This window comes from Sphingomonas sp. FARSPH, from assembly GCF_003355005.1.
GTDB lineage: Bacteria > Pseudomonadota > Alphaproteobacteria > Sphingomonadales > Sphingomonadaceae > Sphingomonas.
On record NZ_CP029985.1, the window covers coordinates 1,224,838 to 1,239,283 of the forward strand.

A 14,446-nucleotide genomic window follows, 5' to 3' on the forward strand; every position below is an offset into this window, starting at 1 on the left:
TCGCACGCGGCTGTCTCGACTCAGGGTGTCGCAGTATCAACCGCGACCATTTCTTCGCTCGCGCATAGGGCATACGCGGAGATCACGCATGGCTACTGTGTGCTTGCCCGGTGATTGCTCGCGATCTCAGCCCAAGCCCCGATCGGAGCTAAGTCATTGAAAAAATGGTGCTGCCGGTGAGGATTGAACTCACGACCTCAGCCTTACCAAGGATGCGCTCTACCACTGAGCTACGGCAGCACTCGTCCGTCGGACGGAAGCGCGCCTAGAGCGGAGGGCGGCGGCCTTGTCAAGCGATAGGTTGCTTAGCCACGCCGTTTTCGGGATAACGCGGCCGATGGACGAAGCCGACACCCGCGCCGCCCGGTTGGCCGCGAACCTGCGTGCCAACCTGCATCGGCGCAAGGCGCAGGCGCGCGACCTGCGCGGCGGCGCCGCGTCACCGGTGCGCGATGAGCGCCCCGACGGAGGCCAGGCCGCTGGCCGCGACATAGGCGACGCCCGACCCGGCGGTGAATAGGCCGAGCATCGCAGAGGCGACGATCAGGTGACGGTTGAGCATTTTGACTCGAGCCAAGCCCTGTCCTCTCCATCGAGCACCGGGCCGATCTTTGCGGCGACCTCGGCGTGATAGGCATTGAGCCACGAAAGCTCGCAAGCCGTCAAGAGCGCCGGGTCGATCAGCTCGCGCTCGATCGGCGCGAAGGTCAGCGTCTCGAACCCGAGCATGCGCCGGTCGGGATCGCCGCCCGCGATCGGCCGCTCGACGACGAGCAACAGGTTCTCGATCCGGATGCCGTATTCGCCCGCCTTGTAATAGCCCGGCTCGTTCGACAGCATCATGCCCGCGCGCAGCGGCTCCAGCGCGCCGCCGGTGGCATAGGTCGGCATCGCCAGCCGCTGCGGCCCTTCGTGCACGGCCAGATAGCTGCCGATGCCATGGCCGGTGCCGTGCGCGAAATCGAGCCCCGCCTCCCATAACGGCCGCCGCGCGAAGGCGTCGATCTGCGCGCCGCACGTGCCGTCTGGGAAGACCGCGGTGGCGACGGCGATATGTGCCTTCAGCACGCGGGTGAACCGGTCGCGCATCTCCGCGCTCGGCGTGCCGATCGGCATCACGCGCGTCACGTCGGTGGTGCCGTCGGCATATTGCCCGCCCGAATCGATCAGGAACAATTGTCCCGGTTCGATCGCCGCGTTCGACTCCGCGGTGACATGGTAATGCGGACTGGCGCCGTGCGCACCGGTCGCGGAGATGGTGGAAAAGCTGGTATCGAGCAGCAGGCCGCCCTCCTCGCGGAACGCGAGCAGGCGCGCGGCGGCGGAGAGTTCGGTCTCGCCCCCCTTCGGGCATTCCGTCTCCACCCAGCGCAGGAAACGCGTCAGCGCCGCGCCGTCGCGGATCGAGGCGGCGCGATGGCCCGCGATCTCTGCCGGGTTCTTCAGCGCCTTGGCGAGCACGACGGGGTCGCGCACCGCCAGCACGCTCGCCCCGCCCGCCTCGAGCGCGTCGAAGATCGCGGCGACCGCGCGTTCGGGATCGGCGGCGACGCGGCGCCCCGCATAGCGGCCGAGCGCGCCGGCGAAGGCGGCACGGTCGTGGATACGCACCGCATTGCCGAGGTGCTGGCGCACAGCGTCGTCGACCTTCTCCGGCGCGACGAACAGGTCGGTGGTGCCATCGGCATCGACGATCGCATAGGACAAGGCGACCGGCGTGTGCGCGACGTCGCCGCCACGCACGTTGAGCGCCCAGGCGATCGAATCGAGCGCGGTCAGCACCAGCGCGTCGGCGCGCTGTTCGCCCAGCCAGTCGGCGATGTCGGCGCGCTTGGTCGCGGACGATTTGCCCGCCAGCGTCTCGTCATATGCGACCATCCGGGCGGGCGACGGCGCCGGCCGGTCGTGCCAGATCGCGTCGACCGGATTGGCAGCGACCGCGACCAATGTCGCATCGCGATCCGCCAGCGCGGCGCGCATCGCCTCGACCTGCGCGCGCGTGTGCAGCCACGGGTCATAGCCGATACGCTGGCCCGCGGCGACATGCCGGCCCAGCCAGCCGGCGATGCTGTCCTGCGGCACGCCGACATACTCCCAGTCCGCCGCCGCGACCTGCTCGCGCACCTGCAGCGTGTAGCGGCCGTCGGTGAACACCGCCGCGCGATCGGGCAGCACCGCCGCGCTCCCCGCCGATCCCTCGAACCCCGTCAGCCAGGCGAGCCGCTGCGCATAGCCGCCGACATATTCGCTCATATGTTCGTCGGTCAGCGGCACGACGAACCCGTCGAGTCCCTGGTCGGTCAGTTGGCGGCGGAAGGCGACGAGGCGGGCGTGATGATCGGTCATGGCGCCTGTCTATCCCTGCCATCCGACACGCGCCACTGCCGCAATTGTCAGACGATTTTGACGGCCTATAGTCCGCTGCGGAAGAGGAGCGGCGACGATGCGCGAATACGACCGGCGGGCGATGATGGGCGCGATGGCGGCGGGGGGCGCTGCAGCCTTGCTGCCGCGCGGCGCGGCTGCGGCCGCGCCGGCGGACGCGTTCATGCCGGGGGCGCTCTGGCCCGACAACCATGGCGTTCACATCAACGCGCACGGCGGCGGGCTGCTGCGCGACGGCGACCGGTGGTGGTGGTTCGGCGAGCACAAGACCGCGGGCGAGGGCGGCAACGTCGCCAATGTCGGCGTCCACGCCTATAGTTCGGCAGACCTCGTCAACTGGCGCGACGAGGGCATCGCGCTCGCCGTGTCGGACGATCCGCAAAGCCCGATCGCGAAGGGCTGCATCCTCGAACGGCCCAAGGTCGTCCGCAACCCGCGCACCGACACCTACGTCATGTGGTTTCACCTGGAACTCAAGGGCCGCGGCTATGGCGCGGCGCAGGCGGGCGTCGCGGTCGCGGACCGGATCGGCGGCCCCTATCGCTTCCTGCGCGCCGGCCGCGTCAACCCCGGCGTCTGGCCCGCCAATGCGACCGCGGCGGACAAGACGCCCGGCACGACGCTCGCCCGCGATGTCGCCGGCGGCCAGATGGCGCGCGACATGACCATCTTCGTCGACGGCACCACCGCGTGGCACGTCTACGCCTCCGAGGAGAATGCGACGCTGCAGATCGCGCGGCTGTCGCCCGACTGGCAAAGCCACGACGGCTATTACGTCCGCGCGCTGCCCGACGGCGGCAACGAGGCGCCCGCGCTCTTCAAGGCGAAGGGGCGCTATTACATGTTCGCCTCCGGCCTCACCGGCTGGCGGCCCAATCCGGGGCGCGTCTACGTCGCCGATCGCGCGACGGGGCCGTGGCGCTCGCTCGGCAATCCGGTACGCGGCACGCCGGAACAGGCGGCGACGACGTTCGGCGGGCAGAGCACCTTCGTCCTGCCGCTGCCGCCGGCCTACCCCGGCGGCGATCCGCGCTTCGTGTTCATGGCCGATATCTGGCGTCCGAAGAACGCGATCGACGGCCGCTACGTCTGGCTGCCCGTCGACTGGGAGGGCGATACGCCGGTGCTGCACTGGCGCGACCGCTGGACGCTGGCGGACGGGTGGCGCTGAGCCACCGCTGGACACCCTACTGGACAGGGCACGCGCGCCTGTGCTCCCATGGTCCGACCATATGGGGGAAGCGATGCGGGCGATACGGACGATGGCGGCGGCTGGACTGCTGCTTGCAGGCACGCCTGCCGCGGCGCAGGTCGCCGACCCGCTCGAACAGACGACCGATCCCGCCGACCGCGCGGTGATGGCGGAGGCCGCCGACGCGGTGTCGAGCCGCAAGCCCGATCTCGCGCGGCTCGACGCGGTGCTCGCCAAGCTGCCCCGGCCGACGCCGCTGCGCGGGATGGTGCAGACGGTGCGCGCCGGCGCGCTGGCAATGGCGCGCGATCCGGGACCGGCGGTCGCCGCGATCGAGGATGCGTTGCGCCTGCTGCCCGACGATCCCCGGCCAAAGCTGGTCGCGGTGCACATCTTCACCTTTTCCGGATCGCCGCAACGCGCCGCCGACCTGTGGCTCGCCGCCAGCCGCGAGGCCCCCGACTTCGCGCGGATGACCGACCGCTACGTGCTCGACGCGCTGACCGGCCGTCTCGCCGAGATCGGCGACCGCGCCCGCGCCGACCGCATCCTCGCGCGCGAGGGCGAGATCGGCTACAGCGCCGCGCTCGCCCCCGAACGCTCGGGTACCGCGCTCGCCGCGACGCTGGAGGCGATGCGCGCGGGCAAGGTCGACGAGGCGGCGACGCACATTAATGCGATCGCCGATCCCGACGACCTGATGACGCTGTATATCGACCGCCGCTATGCCGCGCTCTGGCCGCGCATTGCCGAATGGGCGGGCGACGACCTGTCGGGGCAATCGCTGCGCTACACGCAGGAATTGCGCCGCGACTGGGTCGCCTCCGACACGTTCGACACCGCGACCCCCTATGCCCGCCGACTCGCGTCGCTGCGCGCCTACGACGTCGTCATCAAACTGTTCCTGCCGATGTTCGATCGCGTCCAGCCTGGCGGCGATGTCGCCGGCGCCGAATTCCTCGCGCCCGTCGTCGCGCGCGCGCTCGCATCGACGGGGCGCGGGGCGGAGGCGCGCGCGTTGCTCGCGAAGACCGCCGCCGCGCTGCCCGATGCCGCGCGGGAGGGGGGCAATGCGCTCAACATCGACGCCGCCTATCTGACGCTCGCCTGGCTGGATGCCGACTGGCCGGATGTGATCGCGCGCTCGGACGCGTTCCTGAAACAGGCAAAGGCGCTGGGCACGAACGTCAATCGCAATGCCAACCTGGCGGTGCAGGCGCGCCGCGCCTGCGCGCTGTTCCGCGCCGGGCGCGAGGCGGAGGCGCAGCCCGCGATGGCGGAGGTATTGCTCGCGCAGGCGGTGCTGCCCGATCCCGCACTCGACGTGCTGATGTGCCGCGGCGACACCGCCGGGGCGCGCGCTTTGGTGATCCGGCGGTTGGCGGACGAGAATATGCGTGGCTGGGCGCTGCGCTTCGTCCAGCCCGCGTCGCCCGGGGACGCGACGCCGATCGCGCGGCTGATGCGCCCGATCGCGCAGGCAGTCCGCACCGCGCCGGACGTGGTCAAGGCGGCGAACGCCGTCGGCCGCATCCTGCCGCAACCGGTCGATGCGACCTTGCCCAAGGGCTTCGACCCCTATCGTGCGCAGCCCACCGCGGCGCCGCTCGGCACCGGCGCGACCTGACGGTCGGACGCTTTCCTACAAGCCCCCCGTCATGGTAGAAGGCATGGCCCGTTACGGCCGGTCTTTCTCATCGTCCGCCGCACATATCCTCGCGCAAGAAGATTGCGCGTTCAGGTGTCAATTTTGTCAAGACTCGCGCGGCGACGCGGCAACAGATGCAGCGCGCCGACGATCGCGCCGCCGATGACGATGCCGATCAGTGCCGATCCGATCGCGCTCACCAGCCAGGTTATCGCACTTTCCAGCGCGCCGACCGCCTGCCCCGCACGCTCCGCGACATGATGGATCGCATGCGGAATGCCGGCGAGCCCGAAGCTTTCCAGCCCGTGGACGATGATGCCGCCACCCACCCACAGCATCGCCGCGGTGCCGATGATCGACAGTGCCGACAGCACGCGCGGCATCGCGGCGACCAGCGCGCGGCCGATGGAGCGCGTCGCGGGCTTTTGCGCCAGATGTAGGCCGATGTCGTCCATCTTCACGATCAGCGCGACGAGGCCGTAGACGCCTGCGGTGATCGCCACCGCCACCAACGCGAGCGCTATCGCCTGGTTGAGCAACGTCTGGTCGGTCAGCTCGGCGAGCGCGATCGCCATGATCTCGCCCGACAGGATCAGGTCGGTACGGATGGCGCCCGCGACCTGGCGGTCCTCCAGCGTCCTGGGGTCGGTCGCCGCCGCGGCGTCGTCGGCGTGGTGCCCGCCGGTCAGCGCCGCGAGGATCTTTTCCGCGCCCTCGAAGCACAGGAACGCGCCGCCGCACATCAGGATCGGCGTGATCGCCCACGGCGCCAGCGCGCTCAGCACCAGCGCCGCGGGCAGCAGGAACAGCAATTTGTTGCGCAGGGATCCCTTGGCGATCTTCCAGATGATCGGCAGCTCGCGCGCGGGCGACAGGCCGGTGACGTAGGTCGGCGTCACCGCGGTGTCGTCGATCACCACGCCCGCCGCCTTCGCGCCCGCCCGTCCCGCCGCGCCCGCGACATCGTCCAGGCTCGCCGCCGACAGCTTCGCCATCGCCGCGATATCATCGAGCAGCGCCACCAGTCCGCCGGGCATATCCTGTGTTCCCCTTGTCGTTGGCGCCCGTGCTTGCCAAGGCGGATGCGGGTACGCAACCGAACCCGTGTTGCCGCACTGTTTCCCGCGCGGAACTATCCGGTCGCTTGGAGCATGACGCCCTTCCCCCATCCCGCTAGAGACTTGTGGATGACCGACACGCCCCAGCCCCCCGTCGCCGACCGGCGCCCGCACAGCTTCACCGCGCATGGCGTGACGATCGAAGACCCGTACGCCTGGTTGAAGGACCCGAACTACCCCGAAGTCACCGACCCGGACGTGCTCGCCTATCTCGAGGCGGAGAACGCCTATTTCGAGGCGGTCATGGCGGCGCACCAGCCGCTGGTCGACACGCTGTATGAAGAGATGAAGGCGCGGATCAAGGAGGACGAATCCTCGGTGCCGCAGAAGGATGGCGACTGGCTATACTGGACCGCGTACGAAACCGGCGGTCAGTATCGCAAATGGTGGCGCCGGCCGGTCGCGGGCGGCGATGACGAACTGCTGCTCGACGAGCCGGCGCTGGCCGAGGGGAAGGCGTATTTCCGCCTCGGCGCCTTCGCGGTCAGCAACAGCGGGCGGCTGCTCGCCTATGCGATCGACGACAGCGGCGCCGAGCGGTTCGAGGTGCGGGTCAAGGACCTGACCACCGGCGAGCATCTGCCCGAGGTGATCCCGGGCATGCTGTCCGAGATCGTCTGGACCGCCGACGACAGCGGCTTCCTGTACGGCGTCGCCAACGACCAGTGGCGCACCGACAATGCGCGCTTCCATCGGCTCGGCACGCCGGTGGCCGACGATGTCGAGCTGTTCCATGAGGACGACGAGGGATACCGCGTCGCGGTCGCCGAAACGAGCGACCGGCAGTGGATCGTCATCGGCACCGGCGACCATGTGACGAGCGAGGTGCGGCTGCTGCCCGCGAACGATCCCTTCGCGACGCCGATCCTGGTCGCCGAGCGCAAGGCGGGGCGTGAGTATGACGTCGACGCGCATGACGGCACGCTGTTCATCCACACCAACGACACCGATCCGATGTGGCGGCTGTGCACCGCGAGCCTCGACGCGCCCGGCGACTGGCACGAGTTGATCCCCGCGGACCCGCATTTCTACATGACGGGTGTCGAATGTTACGCCGACTTCTTCGTGGTCGAGGGGCGGCGCGAAGGCCTCGATCAGATCGCGATCCACCGCTACGACACGCCGACGGTGGCGCAGGCGATCACCTTTCCCGAGGCGAGCTATGCCGCGGGGCTGGGCGACAATCCCGAATATGACGTGGCGACGCTGCGGCTGGGATACGAGTCGATGGTGACGCCGGGGACGGTCTACGATTACGATGTCGCGACCGGCGCGCTGACGGTGCTGAAGGTGCAGGAGATCCCGGCGGGCTATGATGCGGGGCTCTATCGCACCGAGCGGCTGAAGATCACCGTCCGCGACGGGACGGAGGTGCCGGTGTCGATCGTCTATCCGGCGGGCTTCCGGCGCGACGGGTCGCAGCCGTTGTTCCTCTACGCGTACGGCGCCTACGGCTATGCGATCCCGCCGGGTTTCTCGACGGGGCGATTGAGCCTTCTCGACCGCGGCTTCGCTTATGCGATCGCGCATATCCGCGGCGGCGACGATCTTGGCCAGCAATGGTATCACGACGGCAAGCTCGCCAAGCGCACCAACACGTTCAACGATTTCGTCGACGTGGCGAAGGGGCTGATCGCGGGCGGCTGGACCAGCGCGGGCCGCATCGCCACCGCAGGCCGCTCCGCGGGCGGCGAGCTGATGGGCGCGATCGTCAATTCGGACCCTGACCTGTGGGGCGCGGTGATCGCCGACGTGCCGTTCGTCGACGTGCTCAACACGATGCTGGACGTGGACCTGCCGCTGACGCCGGGGGAATGGCCCGAATGGGGCAACCCGATCGAGGACAAGGCGGCGTTCGACCTGATCCGCAGCTATAGCCCGTACGACAATGTCGTCGCGCAGGATTATCCGCCGCTGTTCATCTCCGGCGGGCTCAACGACCCGCGCGTCACCTATTGGGAGCCGGCGAAGTGGGCGGCAAAGCTGCGCGCCACCAAGACCGACGACAACATCCTGCTGCTCAAGACCAACATGGGCGCGGGTCACGGCGGCAAGTCGGGCCGGTTCGAATCGCTGCGCGAGGCGGCGGAGGAACATGCCTTCGTGCTGTGGCAATTGGGCGTAGACGGATGATCGCCGCATGACGCTGGCGCAGCTGATCGCGCATTACGGCCTGCCAGCGCTGTTCGTCGGCGCGGCGGTGGAGGGCGAGACGGTCGTCGTCGCCGGCGGCATTGCCGCGCATCAGGGGCTGTTGCCGCTGGTCGGCGCGATGATCGCCACCGCCACCGGTTCGTTCGCGGCGGATCAGGCGTGGTTCGCGCTCGGCCGCCGTTTCCGCAACCATCGCCTCGTCCGGCGCGCGCGTGAAAAGCCCGCCTTCGCCAAGGCGACCGACTGGCTGGAACGCTGGCCGATCGGCTTCATCTTCGCCTTCCGCTTCATCTATGGCTTCCGTACGATCAGCCCGATAGCGATCGGCACGACGAAAGTGCCGGCGAAGACATTCGTGCTCGTCAACGCGGCGTCGGCGATCGTCTGGGGCATCACCTTCACCACGATCGGCTATCTGTTCGGCAAGGCGTTCGAGCGATTGATCGGCAAGGTGACGGGCCACCTGCCATGGCTGCTCGGCGGGCTGGCGCTGATCGCCATCGCGGTGGCGGCGGTCCATTGGTGGCGCAGCCGGGAACAGGCCGCATGAGCCGTTTCACGCTGCCGATCACCGCGCAGGACGCGGACATCGACGAGCTGGGCCACGTCAACAATGCGGTGTGGGTCCGCTGGATCCAGGAGATCGCGGTCGCGCACTGGGCCGCGGTCGCGCCGCCGGAGCAGCAGGACGCGGTGGTCTGGGTCGTGACGCGGCACGAGATCGACTATCGTGGCAACGTCGCGGCCGGCGAGACGGTGACCGGCGAAACCTGGGTCCCCGAACCGCCCAAGGGCGCGCGTTTCGACCGCCATGTCCGCTTCGTGGGCGCCGACGGCCGGGTAAAGGTGGAGGCTGTGACGACCTGGGCGCTGATCGACCGCGCCAGCGGCAAGCTGCTGCGCGTGCGGCCGGAGATGGCGGCGCCTTTCCTGGACCGGCCAACGCATCTCCGGTGACCTTTGCCATCGCACGCACGCTGCGTTAGCCTCGCCCCGGGACAAAGAGGGGGGCACGATGATCCGGCATGTCGCGGTGATAGTCGGCGGTATCGCCTCCCTCGGCACAACGCCGCCGCCGGGGCAGGACCGCGGGCCGATCATCGACATGCATCTGCATGCCTATCCCGCCGACGCGCAGGGACCGCCGCCGACCGTCGTCTGCGCGCCCTATGATACCATGCCGAGCCGCGATCCGCGTCGCAGCAACGACGATTATGCCGTCGAGACGTTCAAGGTGGCGCATTGCCGCCACCCGATCTGGTCCGCGCGCAGCGACGACGCTCTGCAAGACTCGTCGCTCGCGATGCTACGCCGATACGATATCACCGCGGTGACGAGCGGTCCGTTGCTCCCGAAATGGAAAAAGGCGGGCGGGGCGCGCATCATTCCGTCGCTGGAATTCGGCCTTTCCGATGCGCCGCCGCTCACCACGATCCGCGCGATGGTGCAAAAGGGCGAAATCCGCATGCTGGGGGAGATCACGGCGCAATATGAGGGCGTCGCACCCGACGATCCGCGCCTCGATCCTTATTGGGCGCTGGCCGAGGAACTCGATCTGCCGGTTGCGATCCACATGGGGCCCGGGCCGCCCGGCGCGGCCTATCTCGGCGCGCCCGGATACCGGATGGCCTTGTCCGATCCGCTTCTGCTCGAACCCGTGCTCGCCCGGCATCCGCGGCTTCGGATCAGCGTGATGCATGCCGGCTGGCCGCTTGCCGACCGGATGATCGGCCTGATGTATGCATACCCGCAGGTCTACGTGGACACCGCGGTCATCGACTTCACGCAGCCGCGGGCCGAATTCTGGTCCTATCTCAAGCGGCTGGTCGATGCGGGCTATGGCCGGCGGATCATGTTCGGCTCCGACCAGATGGTGTGGCCGGACACCATCCCCGTCGCGATCGCGGCGATCCGCAACGCGCCTTTCCTCAGCCCCGCGCAAAAGCGCGACATCCTGCATGACAATGCCGCCCGCTTCCTGCGGCTGGAGGGCGCGCGGCCGTAAACCGCGCCTGCCGCCCTCACCCGCTGTTGCGCAGCGCGGTCGCAATCGCGTTGATCGACAGCAGGATGCCCTCGCCGATGCGCGGATCGTCCTCGCCGGCGCGATGGCGCTTCATCAGCTCGATCTGCAGCAGGTTGAGCGGTTCGATGTAAGGCAGGCGGAGGCGGATCGATGCGTCGAGCGCGGGATGCTTTTCGAGCAGCCGCGTCTGGCCGGTCGCATCGAGCAGGCCGTCGACGGTGCGGTGCCAGCCGTCGCGGATGCGGCCGAAGACGTGACCACGCAGCTCCGCATCCGTGACGAGGTCGGCATAATGCGCGGCGATGTCGATGTCCGATTTCGCCAGCACCATCTCCATATTGGCGAGGCTGGACGCGAACAGGGGCCACCCCTGCGCCATCGCGCGCAGCAGCCCCTTGTCCGCGAACGCGTCGAGCGCCTGCCCGACGCCGTACCAGCCCGGCAGCATGACCCGCGCCTGCGCCCAGCTGAATACCCAGGGTATGGCGCGCAGGTCCTCGATCGCGTCGGATTTCTTGCGGCTCGCCGGGCGGCTGCCGATCTTGAGGCCCGCGATCTCGCCGATCGGCGTCATCTGGCGGAAGAAGGTGCGGAAACCGCCAGCCTCCGCATAGGAATTGCCGTAGACGAGGTCGCGATAGGCGTGGAAGGCGGTGTCGGACAACGCGTCCATCGCCGCGCCGAATTCGGCGTCTTCCGCGTTCGACAGGCGCGCGGGCTCCAGGCTGGCGAGCAGCGTAGCGGACGCCATCGCCTCGAGGTTGGTCATCGCACTGTCGCGGGTGCCGTATTTCGCGGCGATCACCTCGCCCTGTTCGGTGATGCGGATGCGCCCCTGCACCGTGCCGGGCGGCTGCGCGCGGATCGCCGCGAAGGACGAGCCGCCACCGCGTCCGACCGCGCCGCCGCGGCCGTGGAACAATTGCATGCCGACGCCCGCCGCCTCGAACACGGGTTTGAGCGCGGTCGACGCCTTCGACAATTGCCATGTCGAGGTGAGGTAGCCGCCGTCCTTGTTCGAATCGGAATAGCCGATCATGACTTCCTGATGGCCGCGCGTCGCGGCAATGGCAGCAACCTCCGGCAGCGCGAACCAGTCGGTCATGATGCCCGGCGCGGCCTCCAGATCGCCGACCGTCTCGAACAGCGGCACCGCCATGATCGCGGCCGAGGGCGTATCGCCCGGCCGGTAGAGCCCGACCTCCTTAAGCAGCAGATTGATCTCGAGCAGGTCGGACACCGATTGCGCCATCGACACGATATAGTTGGCGATGCACGCCGGGCCGTAACGGCCATGTGCCTCGGCAGCGGCGGCGACGATCGCGAGTTCGGACGCGGTTTCTTCCGAATAATCGGCGTAGCGGCTGGAGAGCGGGCGCGCATTGGCGAGTTCACGACGCAGCAAGGCGACGCGCGCCGCCTCGTCGAGCGCGGCGTAGTCCGCCTCCACGCCGGCGACCTTCAGCAATTCGGCGACGACGCGTTCGTGCACCGCCGAATTCTGGCGCAGGTCGAGCGTCGCCAGGTGGAAGCCGAACGTCTCCACCGCCCGGATCAGCCGGCCGAGCGCCCCGCTCGACTTGAGCGTACTGCCCTGCGACAGGCCGTGCGCGAGCGCGACGAGATCCGCGCGGAAGCTCTGCGGATCGCGATAGGCTTCGCCCGCCAAGCGTCCGGGCCGCGGCGCGGGCTTGCCGGCCAGCGCCAGATGCGTCGCGGCGAGACGCGCGTAAACCCCGGACAAGGCGCGACGATAGGGCTCGTCGCTGCGGCTGGCCGCATCATCGCCGCTCGCATCCGCCAGCGCGCCGACGCCGGGATCGATGGCGGCATGTTCGGTCGAGATCGACAGTTCGGCGCCCAGCGCGTGCACGGCGTCCATGTAGAAGACGAGCACCGTTTCGCAGGCCCGCCCCAAAGCGGTGCGCAGGCTGTCCGCGGTGACGAAGGGATTGCCGTCGCGATCGCCGCCGATCCAGCTGCCGGGCCGCAGGAAGCTCGGCACGCGTTCTCCGAAGGCGCGGTCCCAGCGCTGGTAGAGCGCCGGGATGGCGGGCAGGAAGACGTCGCGCAGGTAGCTGAGCGCGGTTTCCACCTCGTCGGTGACGTACAGGCGCTCGCGGCGCAGCACGCGGGTCTGCCACAACAGCGCGATCTGCCGCGCGATCGCGTCGTCGATCCGGTCGCCGTCGGGCGTCTCGTCCGCACCGGCATCCTTCAACCGCATCAGGTCCGCGATACGGTTGCGATGATCGATCATGCTCTTGCGGCGCACCTCGGTCGGGTGCGCGGTGAGCACGGGCGCGACGAGCGCATGGCCGAGCAATTGCAGCACCACGTCGCGGCCGATCCCCTCTCCCTCCAGCCGAGCCAGCGCGGCCGCCACGTCCGCGCCCTTTTCGGCGGCGATCCCCTGGCGATCCTCGGCCAAATTGGCGAGCATCGAAAAGAGCATGAAGCCGCGCACGAAATCGAGCGTCTCGTCGAGCGACAGGCCGGTGAGCAGCACCTGGATCGCATCGCCGTCGCCGCCGTCGCGATGCCGTTCCACCGAGGCCCGGCGGATCGCCTCCGTCGACTCGAACAACGCCTCGCCGCCGTATCCGCGGATCACCTCGCCCAGCTTTGCGCCGAGGAAGCGGACGTCGGGGTTGTTGGCGATGGGCGGCAGGGGGGAGGAGGAGCTGGCCATAAGCGTGATGCTGCGCTGCGGCGGAAGCGAGGTCAACCGTCGCAGCGCATGCGGGGCGCCCCTTCAAACGTTCCGACCGGTGCGCGTCGTGCGGAACGGTGCGCGTCGTCACCGTCCCGGCGCGGCAGCATTCCCCGATATGTTCGCCACCGTATCGCCGATCACCGAGTCGGCGGGCGTGGTCGTCGCGCCGCGCTGCCGGTCGCGCGCCGCGCGCCATTCCGCTTCCTCTTCCGACGTGACGGTGCCGTCGTGGTTGAGGTCCATCTGGTCGAAGCGCTTGACCGCGCCTTCGCTCCATTCGATCTGGCTGACCGCGCCGTCGTGATTGCGGTCGAGCTCCATGATCCGGCTGCCCTTGCGCGGCAGTTCGTCGGGGGTCAGCCGGTCGTCGGCATTGCGATCGAGCGCACGGAAGCGTCGCTCCATCGCACTCGCGAAATCGACCCGGCTGGTGACCGCGGGCGGCACGAACCCCGCCGCGCTGGCATTGGCGTCCGCCTCCGCGATCTGCTCCTTGCGATTGCCGCACCCGGCCAGCAGCGCGGCCACCGCCGCCGTCATCACTATCGCCGCGCGCATCGTACCTCCCGTCAGGCTTCCAGCTCAACGTCCCAATAGAGCCAGTCGTGCCATGTGTCGTGGAGATAGTTGGGCGGAAAGGCGCGGCCGTGTTCCTGCAACTGCCAGTTTGTCGGGCGGATCGGCTCGACGTAGATCGGCATCGATGCCTGTTTCGGCGTGCGGCCACCCTTCTTGAGGTTGCATGGCGCGCAGGCGGTGACGACATTCTCCCATGTCGTCCGCCCGCCCTGCGCGCGCGGCACGACATGGTCGAACGTCAGGTCGCGTCCGACGCCGCAATATTGACAGGCGAAGCGGTCGCGCAGGAACAGGTTGAACCGGGTGAAGGCGGGAAATTGCGACGGCCGGACATATTGCTTGAGCGCGATCACCGACGGCAGCTTGATCGCCGACGTCGGGCTGCGCACCTCGCGCTCGTAATGCGCGACGATGTCGACGCGGTCGAGGAACACCGCCTTGATCGCCGTCTGCCACGGCCAGACGCTCAAGGGGTAATAGGACAGCGGCGTATAGTCGGCATTGAGCACCAGCGCCGGGCAACTGTCCGGGTGGCGGATGAGATCGGGATGAAACACGGCTCCTCCCTCGGGGTCTTGCCCGCGGACCGTGTCGTCCACGAGGATGACGCACGTATGACAGCACGAGC

The 14,446-nt window shown here is 69.0% G+C and carries 12 protein-coding genes and 1 tRNA gene; 7 read left to right on the forward strand and 6 right to left on the reverse strand.

Annotated elements, in window-relative coordinates; translation table 11 throughout:
• Positions 1 to 165: 165 nt before the first annotated feature.
• Positions 166 to 240, reverse strand: a tRNA-Thr gene (locus DM480_RS05905).
• Between the two features lie 97 nt (positions 241 to 337).
• On the opposite strand from DM480_RS05905, the gene DM480_RS18235 reads away from it, so the two are divergent.
• Positions 338 to 520, forward strand: a complete 183-nt coding sequence (locus tag DM480_RS18235) for a hypothetical protein (RefSeq protein WP_115378009.1) — start codon at positions 338 to 340, stop codon at positions 518 to 520.
• 23 nt (positions 521 to 543) lie between these two features.
• On the opposite strand, the gene DM480_RS05915 is transcribed toward DM480_RS18235, so the two are convergent.
• A complete protein-coding gene (locus DM480_RS05915) occupies positions 544 to 2,346 on the reverse strand; it encodes an aminopeptidase P family protein (RefSeq protein ID WP_115378010.1) in 1,803 nt (600 codons plus the stop codon).
• Between the two features lie 97 nt (positions 2,347 to 2,443).
• Between DM480_RS05915 and DM480_RS05920 the strand changes: the two genes are divergently transcribed.
• Complete coding sequence (locus DM480_RS05920) at positions 2,444 to 3,556, forward strand: glycoside hydrolase family 43 protein (protein ID WP_198665905.1); 1,113 nt, start codon at positions 2,444 to 2,446, stop codon at positions 3,554 to 3,556.
• A 91-nt stretch (positions 3,557 to 3,647) separates the two neighbouring features.
• Complete coding sequence (locus DM480_RS05925; RefSeq protein WP_157968774.1) at positions 3,648 to 5,204, forward strand: hypothetical protein; 1,557 nt, start codon at positions 3,648 to 3,650, stop codon at positions 5,202 to 5,204.
• A 110-nt stretch (positions 5,205 to 5,314) separates the two neighbouring features.
• Here the strand turns inward: DM480_RS05925 and DM480_RS05930 are convergent, their stop codons facing one another.
• Positions 5,315 to 6,262, reverse strand: coding sequence for a DUF808 domain-containing protein (locus DM480_RS05930; RefSeq protein WP_115378012.1), 948 nt, complete (start codon positions 6,260 to 6,262; stop codon positions 5,315 to 5,317).
• A gap of 150 nt (positions 6,263 to 6,412) precedes the next feature.
• Here DM480_RS05930 and DM480_RS05935 point away from each other — a divergent pair, with 150 nt between their 5' ends.
• Genes DM480_RS05935 through DM480_RS05950 form a run of 4 tightly spaced genes read left to right on the forward strand, consistent with a single transcriptional unit; the run spans position 6,413 to position 10,502 of the window.
• Complete coding sequence (locus DM480_RS05935; RefSeq protein ID WP_115378013.1) at positions 6,413 to 8,476, forward strand: S9 family peptidase; 2,064 nt, start codon at positions 6,413 to 6,415, stop codon at positions 8,474 to 8,476.
• Between the two features lie 7 nt (positions 8,477 to 8,483).
• Positions 8,484 to 9,047, forward strand: coding sequence for a DedA family protein (locus DM480_RS05940; RefSeq protein WP_115378014.1), 564 nt, complete (start codon positions 8,484 to 8,486; stop codon positions 9,045 to 9,047).
• Positions 9,044 to 9,454 carry an acyl-CoA thioesterase gene (locus DM480_RS05945; protein ID WP_198665906.1) on the forward strand — a complete coding sequence of 137 codons (411 nt, stop codon included), beginning with the start codon at positions 9,044 to 9,046 and terminating at the stop codon, positions 9,452 to 9,454. Before DM480_RS05940 ends, DM480_RS05945 begins: the two co-directional genes overlap by 4 nt.
• 58 nt (positions 9,455 to 9,512) lie before the next feature.
• Positions 9,513 to 10,502, forward strand: coding sequence for an amidohydrolase family protein (locus DM480_RS05950; protein ID WP_115378016.1), 990 nt, complete (start codon positions 9,513 to 9,515; stop codon positions 10,500 to 10,502).
• Between the two features lie 16 nt (positions 10,503 to 10,518).
• On the opposite strand, the gene ppc is transcribed toward DM480_RS05950, so the two are convergent.
• From ppc to DM480_RS05965, 3 genes are all read right to left on the reverse strand, one after another.
• Positions 10,519 to 13,215, reverse strand: a complete 2,697-nt coding sequence (gene ppc / locus DM480_RS05955) for a phosphoenolpyruvate carboxylase (protein ID WP_115378017.1) — start codon at positions 13,213 to 13,215, stop codon at positions 10,519 to 10,521.
• 108 nt (positions 13,216 to 13,323) lie between these two features.
• Positions 13,324 to 13,797 (reverse strand): hypothetical protein, encoded by a 474-nt coding sequence (locus tag DM480_RS05960; protein WP_115378018.1) that lies wholly within the window; start codon positions 13,795 to 13,797, stop codon positions 13,324 to 13,326.
• Positions 13,798 to 13,808: 11 nt separating this feature from the next.
• The gene (locus DM480_RS05965; RefSeq protein WP_115380898.1) at positions 13,809 to 14,375 is read right to left on the reverse strand and encodes an HNH endonuclease; all 567 of its coding nucleotides are present in this window, start codon (positions 14,373 to 14,375) and stop codon (positions 13,809 to 13,811) included.
• Positions 14,376 to 14,446: the final 71 nt, after the last annotated feature.

Coding starts and splice junctions, on each gene's coding strand:
- DM480_RS18235 (WP_115378009.1), top strand. CDS start 338: ATGGACGAAGCCGACACCCGCGCCGCCCGGTTGGCCGCGAACCTGCGT.
- DM480_RS05915 (WP_115378010.1), bottom strand. CDS start 2,346: ATGACCGATCATCACGCCCGCCTCGTCGCCTTCCGCCGCCAACTGACC.
- DM480_RS05920 (WP_198665905.1), top strand. CDS start 2,444: ATGCGCGAATACGACCGGCGGGCGATGATGGGCGCGATGGCGGCGGGG.
- DM480_RS05925 (WP_157968774.1), top strand. CDS start 3,648: ATGGCGGCGGCTGGACTGCTGCTTGCAGGCACGCCTGCCGCGGCGCAG.
- DM480_RS05930 (WP_115378012.1), bottom strand. CDS start 6,262: ATGCCCGGCGGACTGGTGGCGCTGCTCGATGATATCGCGGCGATGGCG.
- DM480_RS05935 (WP_115378013.1), top strand. CDS start 6,413: ATGACCGACACGCCCCAGCCCCCCGTCGCCGACCGGCGCCCGCACAGC.
- DM480_RS05940 (WP_115378014.1), top strand. CDS start 8,484: ATGACGCTGGCGCAGCTGATCGCGCATTACGGCCTGCCAGCGCTGTTC.
- DM480_RS05945 (WP_198665906.1), top strand. CDS start 9,044: ATGAGCCGTTTCACGCTGCCGATCACCGCGCAGGACGCGGACATCGAC.
- DM480_RS05950 (WP_115378016.1), top strand. CDS start 9,513: ATGATCCGGCATGTCGCGGTGATAGTCGGCGGTATCGCCTCCCTCGGC.
- ppc (WP_115378017.1), bottom strand. CDS start 13,215: ATGGCCAGCTCCTCCTCCCCCCTGCCGCCCATCGCCAACAACCCCGAC.
- DM480_RS05960 (WP_115378018.1), bottom strand. CDS start 13,797: ATGCGCGCGGCGATAGTGATGACGGCGGCGGTGGCCGCGCTGCTGGCC.